Below are 19,031 nucleotides of genomic sequence, written 5' to 3' on the forward strand. Positions count from 1 at the left end.
TTACAGTGATTTTTTCGCGCGCTTCGTAGGCGATCGGCACTGTAGATCCACAATCAGCAAGGCGGCCCCGCCCGGAGCATCGAGGACCCGGGCTCAAAGGCCGTCTACAGGCCGGCAATCGCCGACATTCATTTGGCACCGCTGTCGCTGGCAGATCGGTGAACCATCGCAGGAGCGCAGACATGGTGCAGACATTGGTCGACTTTTCCGCCGGGCAGATCACCGACGGTTCGGCGGGCGGGGCCGATAACACGCTGAGCGCCGGCGGGCTGGTCTTTACGATATCGGCGCAGGGCAACTGGAGCGCCAATTTCGACAACGGCCGGTTCAACTTCACCGAGGACGCGGCCTTTGGCGGCGGACAGTTCTCGATCACCGTTACCAGCACAACAGGCGCAAAGCTCGACTTCTACGACTACCAGATCAGCATGAATTCTGATCCGCTGGTGATCGGCAGTTGGTCGCCTGGGCTCGGCCTCGACGGAACCACCTGGTACGACGACAATATCCACGGTGATGGCGTCGGACCTTATTATTATCGCGCGATCTTTGGCGGCAACGTCCCTGCGCTGAGTCCCCAGACCTCTCTCAACATCGGTGACCTCATCGTTCCCGACACCACGACCACGGGCACGATAAGCTTCTGGCTCGACAACATCACGGTTGAGCTCGCCAATCAACGCCCGGTTGCCGCGACGTCGGGCGGCACGTCCTCGTTCACGGAAGGCAACAATACGGTATCGACGCCGATTGCCGTGGATAGCGGCGTGACGATCAGCGATGGAGACAACACCACGCTTGCCTCGGCCACTGTCTCCATCACCGGCAGTTTTCAGTCCGGCCAGGATGTTCTCGCCTTCACCAATACAAGCGCCGTGACCTTCGGCAACATCGTGGCGTCCTTCAACGCGCTGACCGGCGTCATGACGCTGACGTCCGCAGGCGGCACGGCGACATTGGCGCAGTGGCAGTCTGCCTTGCGGGCGGTGACCTACACCAACACGTCGGAAAGCCCGAACACAGCGCCGCGGACCGTCTCCTTCGTCGTCAACGACGGCAGCGACAACAGCACTGTCGCAACCAAGATTGTGAACGTCAGCGCTGTCGACGACGCGCCCATCGTGAGCACGTCTGGCGGCAGCACGGCCTTTAGCGAAGGCAACAACACCACGTCGACACCGGTCGCGGTCGATGCGGGCCTGACGATCGCCGACGCCGACAACACGACCCTCACCTCGGCCACCGTCGCCATCACCGGAAATTTCCACGGCGGCGAGGACGTCCTCGCCTTCACCAATTCGAGTTCCGCAACCTTCGGCAACATCATGGCGTCCTATAACGGCAGCACCGGCGTGCTGACGCTGGCGTCTGCCGGCGGCTCGGCCACGGTGGCGCAATGGCAGGCGGCGCTTCGCGCCGTCACCTACACCAACAGCTCGGAGACACCTGATACGTCGAACCGGACGGTTGCCTTCACCACCAATGACGGGACCCTGAACAGCTCCACCGTCACCAAGACGGTGACGGTTGCCTCGACCAACGACGCTCCGGTGCTGACCACAACCGGCGGCAGCACTGCGTTCACCGAGGGTGGTTCGACAGTCGCCGTCGACGGCGGCGTCACGCTCTCGGACGCGGACAACACCACCCTCGCCTTCGCCACGGTGGCCATCACAGGCAATTTCCAGTCCAGCCAGGATGTTCTCGCCTTCGCCAATGACGGCAGCACGATGGGCAACATCACGGCGTCCTACAATGCCGGAACCGGCGTGCTGACGTTGACCTCCGCCGGCGGCGTGGCAACGCTGGCCGAGTGGCAGGCTGCGCTGCGCTCTGTCGCCTATGCCAACACGTCCGAAACACCCGGCGCGGCAACCCGCACGATCAGCTTCGTGGCGAACGATGGCAGCACGAGCAGCACCGCGGGAATCAAGACCGTCACCGTGACGTCGGTCAACGATGCACCTGAGGTGACGGTGCCGGGCAGCATCAGCGTCGTCGAGGATAGTACGGCCGCGATTACCGGCATCAGCTTCTCCGATGCCGACGCGGGTGGTGGAAGCGTAACCGTCACGCTCTCCGTCGGCGCGGGAAGCCTCGGCGCCACGAGCGGCGGCGGCGTGACGGTCGGCGGAACCGCGTCATCCCTGACACTCACCGGATCGATCGCTAACATCAATGCCTTCATCGCCGCTTCCAACCTTCACTATACGACGGCGGCCAACGCCACCGGCAACGTGACGCTGACAGCGGCGATCAGCGATAACGGCAACACTGGCGGCGCCCCGCAAAGCGACGTCGACACGGTGACGTTGGTCGTAACGCCGTTGAATGATGTGCCGGTGATAACGGCGCCCGGCTCGATCGCCGTAGCGGAGGACGCGGCAACGACGGTCACCGGCATATCCTTCGCCGATGTCGACGCCGGCTCCGCCTCGGTGACGGTCTCGCTCACTGTCCCGTCGGGCGCGCTCGCTGCCACTTCGGCAGGCGGCGTCCTCGTATCCGGTGGTGGAACTGGGACGCTGACGTTGAGCGGTTCGATCACCGACATCAACGCGTTCATCGCGGCATCCAAGGTGAACTTCGTACCGGTCGCCAATGCGACGTCCGACGTCGTGCTGACCGCAGCGATCAACGACGGCGGAAATAGTGGCACCGGCGGTGCGCTGACGACCACGACGACGGTGACGCTTGTCACGACTGCGATCAACGACGCGCCGGTAAACCATGTTCCGGGGCAACAGGTGATCGACACGAATTCGACGCTTGTCTTCAGCAGTGGCAACAGCAATGCCATCACGGTCTCCGACATCGATGCCGGCGGCGGCACGGTGCAGGTAACGCTGACGGCAAGCAACGGGCTGATCTCGCTCGCGGGGACGACAGGGCTGACCTTCGTCGTGGGCAGCGGCGCGGGCGATGCAATGATGACCTTCGAGGGGACCGTTACCGACATCAACGCCGCGTTGAACGGCATGGCGTTCCTGCCGACGGCAGGTTACTCCGGCCCCGCCACGCTGCAGGTCATCACAAACGACCTCGGGCGTATGGGATCAGGCGGTGCACAAACCGACACCGACACGATTCCCATCAATGTCGGCGTTACGGAGGTGGTCAGCGTCGACGTTACAAGCGCGGATGGTGTCTACCATACGGGGCAGACGATCTCCGTTACCGTCAGCTTCGACAGTGCCGTGACGGTTGCCGGCGGTACCCCGACCCTGGTCCTGGAGACGGGATCCGTCGACCACGTCGCGACCTACGTATCCGGATCGGGCTCGAACACGCTCACCTTCAAATACACCGTGCAGGCGGGCGATCACAGCACTGATCTCGACTATGCCTCCATCGCTGCGCTGGTGCTCAACGGCGCGACCATAAAGGATGCGAACGGCAACGACGCGGTGCTGACCTTGCCGACGGTCGGCGGTTCAGGTTCGATCGCCGGACAGAACAACATCGTCATCGACGGTATAGCCCCCTCGGTTGCGAACGTCGCCGTGCCTGCGAACGGCACCTATATGAATGGCGACAACCTGACGTTCACGGTCACATTCCAGGAAGCGGTCGTCGTCGATACAGCCGGCGGCGCTCCGCGCATCGCCGTCACGCTCGACACCGGCGGAACGGTCTATGCCAATTATGTCGGCGGCAGTGGCACCGCCGCACTGACTTTCCGCCTGACGGTGATCGACGACCAGCGCGACACCAACGGCATCACCCTCGGTTCCGCCCTCCTTCTGAACGGCGGCACGATCCGCGACAGTGCCGGAAACAACGCCGTGCTGACGTTCAACAACGTTGCATCGACCGCATCGGTCTTTGTCGACGGCATCGTCAACGACGCGCCCCGTCTCACCGGCGATTTGCGTGCGACCGTCGCGGAAGGCGGCAGCTACAAGCTTGTTACCGCCGACCTCGGGTTCACCGATCCCGACGACACGGCCGCAGGTGTCACATTCTTCATCTCCAGCGTCACCAACGGGACGGTGCTCGTCAACGGCGTCGCTGCAACGCGCTTCACCGGCACGCAGCTCGCCGGCGGTCTCGTCAGCTTCCGCCACAATGGTTCGGACACGACCGCGGCGTCCTTCAAGGTCTTCGTGGAGGATGGCAACGAAGATCTCTCCACGCCCGTTTCCGCCACCTTCAACTTCACGGTGAACGCGGTCAACGACGCCCCGACGCTGACGCTGACGCAGCGACTCGCAACGATTGCGGAAAATGCCTCGACCGCGACCGAGCGCAAGGTGGCCGATCTTCTCATCTCCGACGACGGGCTCGGCAGCAACGCCCTCACGCTCGCCGGCGCCGATTCATCGCTCTTTGCCGTTCATAACAACGCACTGTGGCTGAAGGCCGGCGCGCGGCTCGATTTCGAGACCAACCCCTTCCTCGATGTCAGCGTATTGGTCGACGACAAGACGATCGGAACCGGAGCCGAGGCGACGAAAACGGTCCGGGTCTCGGTCACCGATGCGGTCGAGCGCTATGTTGGCAGTTCAGGCGCCAACACGCTGACCGGCACGTCGGCCGCGAACGAGTATTTCGACGGCGGCGCGGGCAATGACACGATCAATGGCGGAGCCGGCAAGGATACGATCGTCGGGGGGCTCGGGGCAGACCGGCTGACCGGCGGCGCCGGAAACGATACCTTCGTCTTCAACCTGATCGACGACTCCGCGAAGGGCTTCTCCGGCTATGTCAACAATGTCGCCTATGGTCCGGCCTCGGGCGCCGGCTATCGCGACATCATCACGGACTTCGGCAATGGCGATGACGTGATCAGCCTGACCGCTATCGACGCCAATACCGGACTCGCGGGCAACCAGGCCTTCACCTGGCGCGGTACGGGTGCGTTCACGCGCAAGGCCGGAGAGCTGATCTACAAGACGTTCGATGCCGCCGGCACCGCCAACGACAAGACGATCATCTACGGCGACGTCACCGGTGACGGCCGCGCCGATTTCCAGATCGAGCTTTCCGGGATCAAGGCGCTCGTTGCCGGCGACTTCCTTCTTTAAGGCGAGACATGGGGGACGCCGCAGGCGTCGCCTGCTCGACCGCTCAGCAGGGAAAACCCACCGGCAGTGCATGCGGCGTCGCGACTGAAATCAAGCGCCGCGCGTCGCGGCGATACTTCGCCCGCGTCCGGCAAAAAGGGCGCGCCGAATTTGCAGCCATCCGAGCTGAACACTGGACGATCCTAGGACGCCAGCGTGTCGAGCAGCGCCAGTTCGGACATCACGCGGTTTCGTCCTGCATGTTTCGCCATGTAGAGGAACTGGTCGGCCGCGTGCAGGTAGTTGTCGAAGGCTTCCGCGACCTCGATGGTCGCAAGGCCGATCGAGATCGTGATCGTCAGTTCCTCGTCGTCTGCGACGATTTTCGACCGTTCCAGTTCGACCCGCAGCCGCTCGCAAAAGTCGTAGGCGCGCCGCGCGTCAAGCCCGTTGAAGAGAATACCGAACTCCTCGCCGCCGAGGCGCGCCAGCAGATGCTCCTCTCCAACGAGCGCCTTCAGACGCCGCGCCACGTGTTTCAGCACGATGTCGCCGATCTCGTGCCCATAGGTGTCGTTGAGACGCTTGAAATGGTCGATGTCGAGAACCGCGATCGAGGTGCTGTCACCGCGCCTCAGGCATTGCTCGACAAGCCGCGGGCCGGTGAGGAAGAAGTGGCGGCGGTTGTAAATGTTCGTCAGATAGTCGCTCGCCGCCAAGCGGCGCAACGCCTGCAAGCGCTTCTGCATGGCGGCGGCCTGCCCTACCCTGGCACTGAATTCCGCCTCGAGGAACGGCTTGCGGATGAAATCCACCCCGCCCGCCTCAAGGAAGCGCGCCGCCAGCCGGGCATCGCCGTCATCGGAGAGGCCGATGACCGGGGTGGCCTCCTCGCCCTGGCGACTACGGATTTCGGCGATGAGTGCCGGGCCGCTCATGTCGTCCAGTTCAGTGTCCGTGACGATCAGATCGATCGTCTCGCCTGCATCGAGCAGCCGCAACGCTTCTCCAGCCGCGGACGCCTCGATGACGGAGAATCGCTGCCGACGCAAGAGACCGGCGAGATCGTAGCGCGACCCCTTGTTGGGATCGACGAGCAGCACCGTCGTCCGGCCGTCTGTCAGGGCCCGGTCGACGGCGGCGATCAGGCGCTCGATCGATTGCGGTTCGTGCTTCACGATGCAGCCCAGCACGTCCTTGCCCAGGATTTGCTCGCGCGTCCCGTCGTTGAAGGCACCGGTAAACACGATCGCGGGTATGTTGCTGGCGAGCACGAAATCGAGCGCCTCGCAATTCGGCGCGTCCGGCAGGTTGAGGTCGACCACTGCCAACGAGAATTCGTCAGCCCCTGCGGCAAGCTCGGTCTTCACAGCCGCGAGCGTCCCGCAATGCGTGACCCGTGCACCGAGCATGGTTTCCAGCCCGTGTTTCAACGCCGTCGCGAACATGCGCGAATCTTCGACGAGCAGCAGTCGCTTGTCGCGATGCTTCTGCGCGCTGTTCGCCTGCCCCGACGTGCGACGTAGTCTCACGGTTCCAGCAACCCCATCCCTGCAGCACCGGCGCCTCGCCCCCGAGATGCCCGATAGCTGCAACCAATTGAATTCATGCACGCTTCCTGACTTCTGTTCAGTGATTCATGCACTGGCCGCGGGCGTGCTCCCCGAGGGTGACGCCGGCCAGAGAGTAACAATTGCGCTGGCGCGCATCAGCCGAGTTGCCATCTGGCCGCGCACCCATCTTCCCCATTATTTTAGGTGGATTGAAAGGCCTGCCGGTTGCGATTCCGTTAACGCAGCAACCGACAGTGCAAAATCCACAGCACGGAAGCCTGCCGCGGAACCCGAAAGTAGCGCGGGGTCAGGCCGGGATTTTCATCTTCCCGCTCAAGGTGCGGATCTTGGTCAGCGTGTCGAGGTTCTGGTTGACGCGGCAGTAGAATTCCTCGTTGACGAAGGGACGCACGACAAAATCATTGCCCCCGGCCTTGAGGAAGCGTGCGGAAAGCAGCCGGTTGGTCGAGGACGAGACGCCGATGATACGCAACTGATGCGGGCCGTGCGCCGCCCGGATCCGGCGTGTCAGCTCGAATCCGTCGATATCCGGCATGTTGTAGTCGGTGATGACGAGCGCGACGTCAGGATTGTTTTTCAGGATTTCAAGCGCTGCGGCACCGCTCTCGGCTGAGCTGGTGCGGAAATTGTAGCGCTTGAGCTGCGTCGTCAAAAGCGCCCGCGCCGTCGGGCTGTCGTCGACGATCAGCACGTGATGTTTCTGGTTGGTCAGGAACCGGCAGACAGACTCCGCCAGCATGTCGACCGCGAAGACGCTGTCCTTGATGACGTAATCGACGAGGTCCTTGGAAAGGATCGCCTCGCGCGTGCTCTCCTGGAACGAGCCGGTGAAGACGATCGTCGGCACGCTCATGTCGATCAGATAGTTCAGCGCCTCGCCGTTTTCGGCACCGGGCAGATTGATGTTGGAGATCGCGAGCGAAGCCGGAAAGGAGGCATTCTCAACGGCGAACTGCAGATCCTCGTAGTCGCGGCAGACAATCACGTCGATGTCGAACAGCTCCTTCAGCCGTTTCGAAACCATCGACGCAAAGAGGTTTGAGTCCTCGGCAAGCACGATGCGGTGTTCGCCGAGGGATTCGCCGGAATAGTACATTCCGGATACGCCGAAAAATGACATTGATCGCCTATGAGAAAGAGTGTCCCGGGGACGCATGCTAGGGGGAAAAGGCTTTATCGCGTGTTAATGCCGACCGACACCAGCCCGCCTTCGTTCCAGCAATCGCCTCCTCCAAAAGCATGAAACACCTCCACCTTCGCGGCAGTGAGTACGACCGTTGCCGTATGCATCAGAACGAATATCCGAATTTTTTCATGTGATGATCTGCGTCAGGATAGGCTGCGGTCGTTCTCGAAACCGTGTGCTGGAAAAGGCGGGAGAGAACCATGTCATCGCCCAGAAAGCAGCGCCCGCGGATCAATCGGGCAAGACGTCACTTCCTCGGTCTGGCCGCCGCGGCCGGCGCCAGAATTGCGGCAATGGGCACTCTTGCCGTGACGACTTTCTTGCCGTCTTCGACAGCCCAGGCAAAACCGGGAAATGGACCGAAACCCGGCAAAGGGCCGGGGAGCAGCCCCGGCAACGGCCCCAAATGTCTTCCCCGTGGTACTTCCATCATGACCCCGACAGGCGAGGTCCGGATCGAAGATCTCCGGATCGGTGATCTCGTAGAGACCGTGCGCGGGGAAGCCCATGCGATCAAATGGATCGGCCGCGATCTCTACCGGCTGAGCGGGTCCCGCTGGAACAACAGCGTCATGCCGATCCGCATCTGCCGGCATGCGCTCGATGAACAGACGCCGCATCGGGATCTTTACCTCTCTCCCGGCCACGCTCTGTTCATCGATGGCGTACTCATCAGAGTGCAGGATCTCATCAATGGAACGTCGATCATGCCCGCCCTTCCCGCGGACGCGCGCGAGATCGAGTATTTCCATATCGCGCTCGATACGCATGAAGTGATCCTGGCGGAAGGCGCTCCGGTCGAAACCCTTCTTCTCGAGGCCGACATCCACGAGGGCTTCACGAATTTCGCGGAGTTCGCGCGACTCTATCCCGGGCCGCAGCCTCAGATGACGCCTTTTGCGCCGATCGTCGGCTATGGCGGGCGCGCACATCTGAAGGCCCTGCTGCGCCTCGCAGCAGGCCCCTTTGCGCGGGTGCGTGCGCCGATAGAAGAGAGCTATGAGAGAATTGCCGCACGCGCCGAGCAACTCATCGGCTGATTGACGCGCGGCCCTCTCCCACTGCGCTTTCCCCGCGCCGTCCGCTCTAACGTTAGAGTGATCATGATCTTGGGTCCGGTCGAGCCAAGATCATCGTCACTACAGCGCCGTGCGTCCTTCAGGACGCACCAAGGACGCTGTAAGTCTTTGAATCCACGCATCGTGCTTTCCGAAAATCGATTCCGATTTTCGGGCCGATGCGCTAGGCGAACACGATGTCGTCCGCCGAGAGATCGGACAGCGATACGTTGTCGAGCGTGAGCCCAAAGGTGCTGGACCCGTTGAAGGCGATGTAGAGTCCATCGCCCGTCTCGGTCGCCGCCGCAACGAGGTCGGCGAAGCTGTCGATCCCGGTGACTGTGGAGGCGTGGCCGATGAACCGCAGCACGTCGCCGCCGTCGGCGTCGAAGTCGGTGATGTGGTCGACACCGTCACGGGACAGTGTATCGGACGACCACAGGAAGGCATCGGCGCCGAGACCGCCCGTCATGACGTCGTCTCCGGCACCACCCCAAAGCAGGTCGTTGCCGGCGCCGCCATCCAGGCGGTCGTTGCCGTCGTTGCCCGTGAGGGTGTCGTTGCCGGCGAGCGTCCGGATAATGTCGTCGGCCGCGCCGCCTGCCAGGTTGAATGTCTCGATATTGGTGAATATCAGCGTCTTGCCGAGGACGCCCGTCGCCGCATCGAAATTGGTCACACCCGGAAGTGGCGCAGTGACGTGCAGCGTGTCGTTTCCGCGACCGCCATCGATGATCCCGGAGGGAGCGCTCACCAGGATCAGATCATCACCGGCGCCGCCGTCGATGATCGTCTCGCCGTCGTCGAAGCTCGTTCCGGCATCGTAGATCTCATCGTTGCCGGCGCCGCCCATCAGCACATCATTGCCGCCGACGCTGATCAGGATATCGTCGCCGGCGCCGCCATAAAGGGCGTCATCACCACCTCCGGAGGATATGTAGTCCCTGCCGCCGCTGCCGAATACGTAATTGTCGCCCTCGCCCATGTGGGAGCTCAACGAGGACAGGTTCCCCGCGATCAGCGTATCGTTACCGCTGCCGAGATCCACACTGGCGACCTCGATGCCGCTGATCAGCGTACCGGTCGAGGCAAAACCCTGCGCGAAATCGACGGTCACGTCCTCGGTCCTGCCTTCATCGGACAACGTGAGCGTATCCCGGCCGTTCCCGCCGTCGATCACCGCCGAGGAAAGCGTGGTAACGATGTTATCGTTGTCGTCTCCGGCGAAGATGCGGTTCGCGCCGCTCGTGTCGACGATGATGTCGCCGCCGCTACCCGTATCGATCGTGTCGTCGCCGAACATGCTGGTGCCGTCGTCGAGGTCGGCGCCATAGGGACCGATAATGTCGTTTCCGGCGCCGGTCGAGATGACGTCGTCGCTTGCCGCACCGAAGATCCGGTCGTCGCCGCTTCCGGTAGTCAGCACCAGCCTCTCGATACGATTGAAGAATATGTGGTCCCAATTGGATGTGTTGTAGCCGATGATGCCGTGGCCGTGCTCGCCACTGAACCGGACCGTGGTGCTGACGCTGGAGAGATCGACCACCAGCGTATCGACGCCGGCCCCGCCGGTAACTGCGCCGCCGGTGCCGATCAGCGCGATCTGGTCGTCGCCCTCGCCACCATCGAGGCGGTCGTAGCCGGCCATGCTCGTCAGCCGGTCGTCTCCTGCGCCACCATCGACCAGATCGTCACCCTCACCCGCATCGATCTCATCGTCCCCGATGAGGCCCCAGATGCGATCCTTCACGTCAGTTCCTAGTAAGGCGTCATTTCCGGCAGTACCCACAATAGTGGCCATGTTGCGCTCTCCCAGCCCAAAAATATAATGATGAAACCTCATTACTGTATTTCCAGTTGAAACGCTATAAAGAATTAAGAAATACCTTTAGAAAACAATACAATAAGTACTTTACTTCAAAATTTCAATTAATATAACCAAATATATACTTTCCGAAGCACCAAGCATCGTCTCACTCAGCAAGCCAGATCCCGTCGACAGGAGGTTTCTGGGGCAGCTTTTCGCCGAGATCACCTGATCAAATACGCTGACCGCGCGGCGAATTCCGTATAGAATGGCGCGATGAATGAAGCTCAGACTCTGTTCGATGCGCTGCGCCAGTCGGTGAAGCCGCAGATTGTCGATGCCTTCGAGCGGTTCGTGCAGGATGCGCCGGACCGCAAGCTCTGCCGCATCAACGCTCTCGCCTTTGCGAAGGCGGAGGGGCTAGACGAGGAGCAGACGATCGCGGGCTTCCTGCATGCCTCCCATCACGGCATCTTCGAATTGTCCTGGAACGTGCTCTGCCCCGGCTGCGGCGGGGTGCTTGATGCCAATACCTCGCTCAAGTCCCTGCAGCAGGAGGAATATATCTGCGCGCTCTGCGCCGCCGGCTACGAGCCGACGCTCGACGAAATGGTCGAGGTGACCTTCACCGTGAGCCCGAGGGTGCGCCACATCGAGGCGCACAAGCCGCACGAACTGCCGCCGGCCGAATACTTCCGCCAGATCTACTGGGGCTCGGGCGTCGACCTGCCCGAAGACGGTTATGAGGAGAAGGTCGACGAGTTCATGATCGAGGCGCTTGAATTGCCGCCCGGTGACAAGGCCGTCATCGCGCTTCAGCTTCCGGCGGAGTTCGTCATCATCTTCGAGCCGGTCACGCATGCGGCGCAGTTTCTGGAGGTGGCGGGCGAGCCGACCAAGGAGCGAAGGAACCTCGCCCTCGTCTTCGACCGCGGCCACCGCCACAACGAGACCTTGCGCCTCCAGCCCGGGCCGCTGAGGATCCAGGTGGAGAACCACGCCGAAGTCCGCACCCTGCCCTCGGTCTGCGTCGCGAACGACGCGCTTCACGGCATGCTTGGCCGCCGTCGGCCGTTCCTGACGGCGAAGCGCCTGCTTTCCAACCAGACCTTCCGCGACCTCTACCGCACCGATACGATCGACGTCGACCAGCGGCTGAAGATTACCAGCCTCACCTTTCTCTTCACGGACCTCCGCGGCTCGACCGAGCTTTACGAGCGCGTCGGCGACCTCGCAGCCTTCGATCTGGTGAGAACTCATTTCGCTGTCCTGAACGAGATCGTCGGGGCCGAATCCGGTGCGGTCGTCAAGACGATCGGTGATGCGGTAATGGCGACCTTCCCGACACCGGATCGGGCAGTCGCGGCGGCGATGCGGATGCGCGATGCGATGCGCGAACTCAACGAAGAGCGCGGCAGTGAGGACTTGCTGCTGAAGATCGGCATCCACGAAGGGCCGTGCATCGCCGTCAACCTCAACGAGCGCCAGGACTATTTCGGCCAGACCGTCAACATCGCCTCGCGCGTCCAGCACCTCGCGACGTCGCGCGAGATCTTCGCCACCGGTTCGGTAGTGGACGATCCGCGCGCATCGAGTCTCCTCAGCGACCGCGGCCTCAACCCCATGTCGCACAACGTCACGCTTCGCGGCATCACCAACGAGATTAGCATTTTCGCGATCCCGTGAGGTGCGCACCGTTACAGCGCAGCGTGTCCAATCGGACGCGCCAAGGTCGCTGCAGCACTTTGGAGAACTGCATGATTTTATCCTTAAATCGATCTCGATTCGAGGAACCAGCTCCGTTCATCACCGATTCAGGCGCGGTGTCTGAATATTTCGGCGATGGAAGGAGAGCGATATGCGCATGGAGCTTGTCCTGTTTGCTGCCGTGGCGATAACTGCCAGCGCGGCGATGGCCGGGAGCCAATCGTCGAATTCGAGTTCGAACAGTTCGACCAACAACGGCGTCGTCAGCGAGCACGTCGTTGAAACCGACTGCGAAGATGGCCGTTGTCAGCGCTACCTTCTGCGTCGGGTATATAGCGACGAAGGAGAGCGACGCTATCGCGAACGCTATTCCAATGACGATGGTTGAGGTCTCAGTCTGACCACTGCAACTTGTTGGCCTTGAGCAACTGTCAACAATGACTGACGAGGTGCATCATGCCTTCCCGAACAGCCTCCTGCTCCTGCGGCCAATTACGGATTGAGGTCCGGGGCGAACCGCTCGGAGTTGGGGTTTGTCACTGCCTCGCCTGCCAGCGCCGAACGGGCAGCGTCTTTGCGGCCCTCGCCGCCTTCGCCGCGCCCTACGAGGTCACCGGCACCGCAACCGAATATGTGCGCACCGGCGATCAGGGCGCGCGGTTCAGGTTCCGCTTCTGCCCCGTCTGCGGGACTAACCTCTTCCATACGGAAGAGGGCTACGAAGGATCCTCGGTGGCGGTCGCCGTCGGCGCCTTCGCCGACCCGAGCTTTCCGCCGCCCGAAGATTCGGTCTATGACTGCCGCCGCCATTCCTGGGTACAACTGCCGCCGGGGATAAGGACTTACGACAAGGATCCGGCCTGATTGGCCTCTCATCCGGCCTGCCGGCCGCCTTCTCCCCGCAAGCGGGACGAAGGGATCCGCGGAAACGTCGTCGCGACCGCAACCATAGGGATTCCGCCAACCTTGGCCCCCTCTCCCCGCAGGGAGAGGATTAGGGTGGGGGCATCCAACGACCGCGAGCGCTCTCGAACACTGCCCTCAAGTCCTCGGTGTCGCGCCGCGCCGTTCGAGCGCAGTCTTGCGGATGATGTCGGCTATGTCCGGGTTACTCACCGACAGCATCTGGAAGTCCTCCGCATGCAGCGACAGCAGCGAAACCTCGGTCGAGGCGCTGACGGTCGCCGAGCGGGGCTCGCCGCTGATCAGCGCCATCTCGCCGAAAAAGCTGCCGGAACCGAGCTCGATCGGGTCCGGCGTCGCGACGCAGACGCGGCCCTCGACGATGAAGTACATCTGGTCGCCGGCCTCGCCCTTGCGGCAGATCGCGGCACCGGCCGGCACGACACGTGGCCTCAGGGCTCTGACGATCTCGACCAGCGCCGACGAGCCGAGGTTCCGGAACAGCGGCACGGCGGCAACCAACTGCCAATTGCGCACGAAGTCCTGGCGACGGACTTCGGCGTAAAAGCCGGTGGCGAGAAGGCCGGCCCAGAGCGCGAAGATGCCGATGCCGCACATCATGACCAGCCCGGCGAGCACACGGCCGGCGAAGCTCTGCGGAATCTCGTCGCCGTAGCCGGTGGTCGATAACGTGACGACGGCCCACCACATCGCCTGCGGGATACTGCCGAACTTATCGGGCTGGACGTCGCGCTCGATGAGATAGCCCGCCAGCGCCGCCGCGAACAGCACGAGGCCGAAGACCGATGTGACGCCGATCAGGTTGCGTGCCTCATTGGCAATCACCCTGCCCATCAGCCGGAAGAAGGTGGAATTTCGCAGCGGCTTCAAGAGCCAGATCGCGCAGAAAAGGGCCTGGTCGCGCGTGGCGGCAAAGAGGAAGCCGACAAGAGGCACCAGAACGGCCAGCACATCTATGACGATCGCCGGCGTGCTGTCCTGAGGACCCTTGGCGCGGCGCAGCAAGAGCGTCTCGATCAGTTGCAGGAGATAGACACTCCATATGGCGACGAGCAGGACCTGCAAGCCGAGCCTCGCCCGCCCGGTGATGTCCGGTGTGGTGAGCACCGCAACCGCGACGAGCCCAATCGCTGCGAGCAGCCCGTTGAACGGCGAAGAAAACTTCGAGAAAGGCCGTGCCGACATAAACGCCCCCGAACGGCGAACGACCCTAATACAATAGGCCGCCTTGGGACCGAGCGCAAAGGCTGCGAGACGGCCAGGGCTGCAACGCTGCGCCGCGCGTCCTATCAGAAGCCACGGTACACGGTGGGGGTCGGCGGGGCCTCTTTACCGCCCTCATCCCTGTGCTTGTCACAGGAATGAGGATCGGAGGGAGATGCCTTGCCGCACCTGGCCCGTCAGCCACCTTTATCGCGTCAGCCGGGCCTCGGTCCAGCCCAATGCCTTGAGGTCTTCGACGCGCGCCTCGGCGTTGTCGGTGAGAATGAATTCGTCGATCTGCGGTGGCGGGACGCTCGTTCCCGATAGCATCGAATGGACCTGACCGCGGTGGTGTTGGCCGTGCATGAAGACGTGAAGCAGTGTATCGGCGACAGTTCCGGTGAGCGTTCTTTCCGGCCAGGGAATGTTGATCGTGCGCAAGAGCCCCTCGGCCGTGAGACTCTCGCTAAAGTCGACCAGCCATTCGTCGACCTCTGCCCGTTCGATCGAAAATTCGTCCGCCGTTGCGCGGCTGCCCGGTGGCCTCGCCAGGCCTGGCCGTTCGCCACGCAGCGTGTCGATATAATACCGATCGGCATTCAGGAGATGGACCATCGTCTCCTTGAGCGACGGGAAGAAGGACGTTCGGGGCGCCTCCCATTCGCCGGGGATGAGCGCTATGCAGGCGCGGTCAAGCCGCGCATTGGCGAGACGAGCATTGCGCGCAAGCTGGCGATAGGGCCGGCATATCAGGTCCTGAGAAGGAGTCATGCCGCGTATAGTGAGATCTTTGCGATGGTGCGTCCAGCCCGTGTCGCTACACGGTGCTGCCTGAAATCGCCCGCACCGTCTTTGGGGGCGACCGGAGCGTTTCACCGTTTCGTCAAGAATGGCGAAACGCTCCGATCTTCATGACCCCCGCACTTTCACACCTCTTACAGCCGCGCCTCGAGGATCAGGTTGAATGGCGTCTCCAGCGCCCGGCGGAAGCGGCTGAAGCCGGCCTTGCGGAAGACGTCCGCGAGCCGTGCCTCGCCGGCCTGGGCGCCGAGCACAAGATGGCCGCCGTCCGAGATCGCATGGGCGCAGCAGATCGTCGTGGACGCCGCGTAGTAGATCCGGGCAACCGGCGAGACGTTGTCTTCGACCCGGTCGTTGGCAAAGGGTTCCACCAGCATTACCGACCCGTCTCCCGCAATCGCCTTTGCCGTGTGCGCCGCCGCGGCGACCGGATTGCCCATGTCATGCAGGCAGTCGAAGAAGCAGATGAGGTCATAGTCCGCACCGGGGTAGTCGTCCGCTCGCGCGGTCGAAAAGGTGATCCGATCCGAAACGCCCGCTACTTCCGCGACCTTGCGTGCCTCGACGATCGATTCCGGCTGGATGTCGAAACCATGGAAGCGTGACGCCGGAAAGGCCTTTGCCATCAGCACCGTCGAATGCCCGTGCCCGCAGCCGACATCGGCCACACGGGCGCCGGTCCTCAGCTTCTTCTCGATGCCGCTGCCGAGCGCCGGCAGCCACTCCGCCACCAGGCTTGCCTTGTAGGCGTTCCGGTAGAAGGCGGCGACGCCGCAATAAAGCCGCCCGTCGTGATCACCCCAGGCAATACCCCTGCCGGTGCGGAAGGCCTCCACCGCCTTGTTCTCGTCCGCCCACATGGATGCAGGGACCGCCCAGGCATTGGGGATGAAGACGGGGCTGTCTTCGTCGGCGAGCACAAGTGCCTGCTCCGGCGAAAGCTCGTACGTGCCGCTGCTTGCATGGTACGTGACATAACCGCCTGCCACTTGGGAGCCAAGCCATTCACGCACGTAACGTTCGGCGCAGTCCGCCCGGTTCGCCAGTTCATGCGAGGTCAGCGGACCGGCGCCGGCCATCGCCTTGTAGAGGCCGAGACGGTTGCCGAGGCTGACCATCACGCCGCCGTAACCCGCCGAAAGGTCGCCGATCGCCCGCGAGACGATCGCATCGAGCTTCGCCTCGTCGATCTTGTTGTTTGCTGCATCTGCCATGTTCGCGCTCCTGTCATCCACCTGAAGGTTCAAGGACTGGCGGAGGATCGCATCTGGCGTGACCGCGCGGCAGAGCGGAATTGTCCGGAACCGGGCCATTTGCGCCATAAGCGGTGTCGCGGTAGAACTCAATTGCCGACGTGGCGCCACCCGTCCGATGGGATTCGAGATGCCGCGCAACACCGCCGAGACCGGAACGCACCCGCTTCACGTGAGCCTCGTCGCCATCCCCGAGGCGGTGGTGTCGACGCTGAGCGGCATCTTCGACGTGATGAACGCCTTCGCCATAGTGCCGCCTTCTGGCCAGGCATCGGTTTCCGCGCCGCCGTTCCGGGTCGAGATCGTGGGATTGTGGTCCGGCCCGCTGGAACTCGCCAGCGGCGTGCCTGTGATGGTACAGCGTGGTATCGCCGCCATCGAGACGACCGACATCGTCATCGTCCCCTCCGTCCTGCTCGGGCCGGACGGTTGGCAGAAGGGCCGGCATCCGGAACTGGTCGATTGGCTCAGCGCCATGCATCGCCGCGGCGCGCTCCTGTGCTCGGCCTGCTCGGGCCTTTTCCTGCTTGCCGAGACGGGGCTTTTCGACGGCGTCGATGCGACGGTGCATTTCGGCTACGCGCAGGCCTTTCGGAACGCCTTCCCGAAAGTGGTGATCCACCCCGAGCGCGTGCTGGTCGTCTCCGGCAAGCGCGAGGAGCTGATCACGTCGGGCGCCTCCATGACCTGGCACGATCTGGTGCTCTATCTGATCGCCCGCCACGCCGGAGCGGCGGCAGCGCAGACCGTCGCCCGCTATTTCGCGCTGCAATGGCATCAGGACGGGCTCGCGCCCTACATTGTCTTCGAAGGACGAAACGACCACGGCGACGTCGCGATCCGGGCGGCGCAAGAATGGATCGCCACGCATTTCTCGGTCGCCAACCCGCTGGAGGAGATGGTCCGCCGCGCCGGGCTTGCCGAACGCACCTTCAAACGCCGCTTCACCGGCGCAACCGGCTTCAGCCCGATCGCCTATGTCCAGCGCCTGAGGATCGAGGATGCCAAGCGCCGGCTCGAACGAACGGAGGCCCCGGTCGACGAGATCAGCTGGCAAGTCGGCTACGAGGATCCCGCCTTCTTCCGCCGCCTGTTCAAGCGCCTCACCGGGCTGACGCCGGGTAGCTATCGCCGGCGCTTCATGATTCCCGACTATGCCCGGCCGCAGCGGAAGGAATAGGCGCTTCACGGAATTCCGCCACTGACGGTGCGCTCGCAAGAATTTTTGGGACCATGTCGGCCTAGTCCGCTGCCGGGCGTCCTAGATACAGAAACAAGGAAACGAGGATGACGAAGGAGAGCGGCAATGAGAAAAATCGTCGTTGGTGCATTTGTAAGTCTTGACGGAATCATGCAGGCACCGGGCGGGCCGCACGAGGACCCGGTCGGCGGCTTCAAGTTTGGTGGATGGGTCGCCCCCTATTTCGACGAGACGATGGGGACGGCGGTGGACGAGATGTTTGCCAAGCCGTTCGATCTTCTGCTGGGGCGAAAGACCTACGACATCTTCGCGGCGCATTGGCCCTATGCCGGCGCCGACGATCCGATCGGCACATTGTTCGACCGCATCACCAAATTTGTCGCGACGCGCAATCCGGATTTCAAGCTCGGCTGGCAGAACAGCCAGAGCCTCGGCAACGACGTCGTCGCCACGCTCCAGAAGCTGAAGAGCGAGGACGGGCCGGATCTCCTGACGCAAGGGTCGACCGACCTGCTGCAGACGCTCTTCCGTAACGATCTGGTGGAGGAGATGTATGTGTCGATCTTTCCGGTCGTGCTCGGAAAGGGCAAGAAACTGTTCGGTGACGGTGCCTCGCCGATGGCGCTGAAGCTTGTCGGTTCGAAGGTTTCGGGGTCCGGCGTGACCGTGAACAAATACGTCCGCGCCGGCGAGGTCGTCACCGGCTCGTTCGAATTCGAGCAGCCGACCGAAGCGGAACTGGAGCGGCGGAGGAACCTGACCTGAACGAAGCGCAGCCAGCCGCTTGACCATCTTGGGGTCGGTCCTGTCCTGGCGAAAATCCACCGGATATCAACGATTGGCCATGATTTCCGGCTATGCTTCACCTTTGCCGAACAAGGGAGGTTACGATGCAAATTTCGGAAGCCATGCATTCTGGAGTACGTTGGATCTCGCCGGACACCGACCTGCGCACGGTAGCGCACATCATGAAGGACGAGGATATCGGCGCCCTGCCCGTCGGCGAAAACGACCGCTTGATCGGAATGGTCACGGACCGCGACATGGCGCTGCGCGCCTTCGCCAACGGTCACGATGTTTCTGCGCTCACGGTGCGTGACGTGATGACGAACCAGATCGTCTTCTGCCGCACGAGCGATTCTCTCGAGGACGCTATCCGCCTGATGGAGGAAAAGAAAATTCGGCGCCTGCCGGTGATCAACGACGACAAGCGGATGGTCGGCATGCTGTCGCTTGGTGATATTTCCCATAACAGCAGCCGGGAAATGACGGGCGAACTGCTGAAGGCCGTCACCGGCCATCACAGCTGAT

Annotated in this window: 14 protein-coding genes; 8 read left to right on the forward strand and 6 right to left on the reverse strand. The window is 62.7% G+C overall.

All coding sequences use genetic code 11. From position 1 onward, the window contains the following. Nucleotides 1-182 precede the first annotated feature (182 nt). The gene (locus tag FKV68_RS11320) at nt 183-5,027 is read left to right on the forward strand and encodes a beta strand repeat-containing protein (RefSeq protein WP_180937945.1); all 4,845 of its coding nucleotides are present in this window, start codon (nt 183-185) and stop codon (nt 5,025-5,027) included. Between the two features lie 182 nt (nt 5,028-5,209). Here FKV68_RS11320 and FKV68_RS11325 read toward each other — a convergent pair whose 3' ends face one another. Continuing rightward, nucleotides 5,210-6,538, reverse strand: coding sequence for a GGDEF domain-containing response regulator (locus tag FKV68_RS11325; RefSeq protein ID WP_246452486.1), 1,329 nt, complete (start codon nt 6,536-6,538; stop codon nt 5,210-5,212). Between the two features lie 328 nt (nt 6,539-6,866). After that, nucleotides 6,867-7,700: a response regulator gene (locus FKV68_RS11330; RefSeq protein ID WP_180937946.1), complete on the reverse strand. Its 834-nt coding sequence runs from the start codon at nt 7,698-7,700 to the stop codon at nt 6,867-6,869. 266 nt (nt 7,701-7,966) lie between these two features. Here FKV68_RS11330 and FKV68_RS11335 point away from each other — a divergent pair, with 266 nt between their 5' ends. Beyond that, nucleotides 7,967-8,806 (forward strand): Hint domain-containing protein, encoded by an 840-nt coding sequence (locus FKV68_RS11335; RefSeq protein ID WP_180937947.1) that lies wholly within the window; start codon nt 7,967-7,969, stop codon nt 8,804-8,806. Nucleotides 8,807-9,008: 202 nt separating this feature from the next. On the opposite strand, the gene FKV68_RS11340 is transcribed toward FKV68_RS11335, so the two are convergent. After that, on the reverse strand, nt 9,009-10,625 hold the full coding sequence (locus FKV68_RS11340; protein WP_180937948.1) for an SMc04171 family calcium-binding repeat protein: 1,617 nt from the start codon (nt 10,623-10,625) through the stop codon (nt 9,009-9,011). Nucleotides 10,626-10,907: 282 nt separating this feature from the next. Between FKV68_RS11340 and FKV68_RS11345 the strand changes: the two genes are divergently transcribed. The 3 genes from FKV68_RS11345 (at nt 10,908) to FKV68_RS11355 (ending at nt 13,202) form a co-directional block, all read left to right on the forward strand. Continuing rightward, entirely contained in the window at nt 10,908-12,317 is a 1,410-nt protein-coding gene (locus tag FKV68_RS11345) for an adenylate/guanylate cyclase domain-containing protein (protein WP_180937949.1), read from the forward strand. Between the two features lie 172 nt (nt 12,318-12,489). Continuing rightward, nucleotides 12,490-12,726 carry a hypothetical protein gene (locus tag FKV68_RS11350; protein WP_180937950.1) on the forward strand — a complete coding sequence of 79 codons (237 nt, stop codon included), beginning with the start codon at nt 12,490-12,492 and terminating at the stop codon, nt 12,724-12,726. Nucleotides 12,727-12,794: 68 nt separating this feature from the next. Next, on the forward strand, nt 12,795-13,202 hold the full coding sequence (locus tag FKV68_RS11355; RefSeq protein WP_180937951.1) for a GFA family protein: 408 nt from the start codon (nt 12,795-12,797) through the stop codon (nt 13,200-13,202). A gap of 177 nt (nt 13,203-13,379) precedes the next feature. Here FKV68_RS11355 and FKV68_RS11360 read toward each other — a convergent pair whose 3' ends face one another. The 3 genes from FKV68_RS11360 to FKV68_RS11370 form a co-directional block, all read right to left on the reverse strand. Further along, nucleotides 13,380-14,447 carry a cyclic nucleotide-gated ion channel gene (locus tag FKV68_RS11360; RefSeq protein ID WP_180937952.1) on the reverse strand — a complete coding sequence of 356 codons (1,068 nt, stop codon included), beginning with the start codon at nt 14,445-14,447 and terminating at the stop codon, nt 13,380-13,382. A gap of 225 nt (nt 14,448-14,672) precedes the next feature. Beyond that, complete coding sequence (locus FKV68_RS11365; RefSeq protein ID WP_180937953.1) at nt 14,673-15,236, reverse strand: DinB family protein; 564 nt, start codon at nt 15,234-15,236, stop codon at nt 14,673-14,675. Between the two features lie 164 nt (nt 15,237-15,400). Next, a complete protein-coding gene (locus tag FKV68_RS11370) occupies nt 15,401-16,480 on the reverse strand; it encodes a class I SAM-dependent methyltransferase (protein ID WP_180937954.1) in 1,080 nt (359 codons plus the stop codon). Between the two features lie 169 nt (nt 16,481-16,649). Here FKV68_RS11370 and FKV68_RS11375 point away from each other — a divergent pair, with 169 nt between their 5' ends. The 3 genes from FKV68_RS11375 to FKV68_RS11385 all read left to right on the forward strand — a co-directional run bounded on the left by FKV68_RS11375 (nt 16,650) and on the right by FKV68_RS11385 (nt 19,030). Then, the gene (locus FKV68_RS11375; RefSeq protein ID WP_180937955.1) at nt 16,650-17,699 is read left to right on the forward strand and encodes a GlxA family transcriptional regulator; all 1,050 of its coding nucleotides are present in this window, start codon (nt 16,650-16,652) and stop codon (nt 17,697-17,699) included. A gap of 126 nt (nt 17,700-17,825) precedes the next feature. Next, the gene (locus FKV68_RS11380) at nt 17,826-18,485 is read left to right on the forward strand and encodes a dihydrofolate reductase family protein (protein ID WP_180937956.1); all 660 of its coding nucleotides are present in this window, start codon (nt 17,826-17,828) and stop codon (nt 18,483-18,485) included. A gap of 125 nt (nt 18,486-18,610) precedes the next feature. Beyond that, complete coding sequence (locus FKV68_RS11385; RefSeq protein WP_180937957.1) at nt 18,611-19,030, forward strand: CBS domain-containing protein; 420 nt, start codon at nt 18,611-18,613, stop codon at nt 19,028-19,030. The last annotated feature ends 1 nt before the right edge of the window (nt 19,031 follow it).

Source organism: Sinorhizobium mexicanum, from assembly GCF_013488225.1.
In the GTDB taxonomy this organism is placed as follows: domain Bacteria; phylum Pseudomonadota; class Alphaproteobacteria; order Rhizobiales; family Rhizobiaceae; genus Sinorhizobium; species Sinorhizobium mexicanum.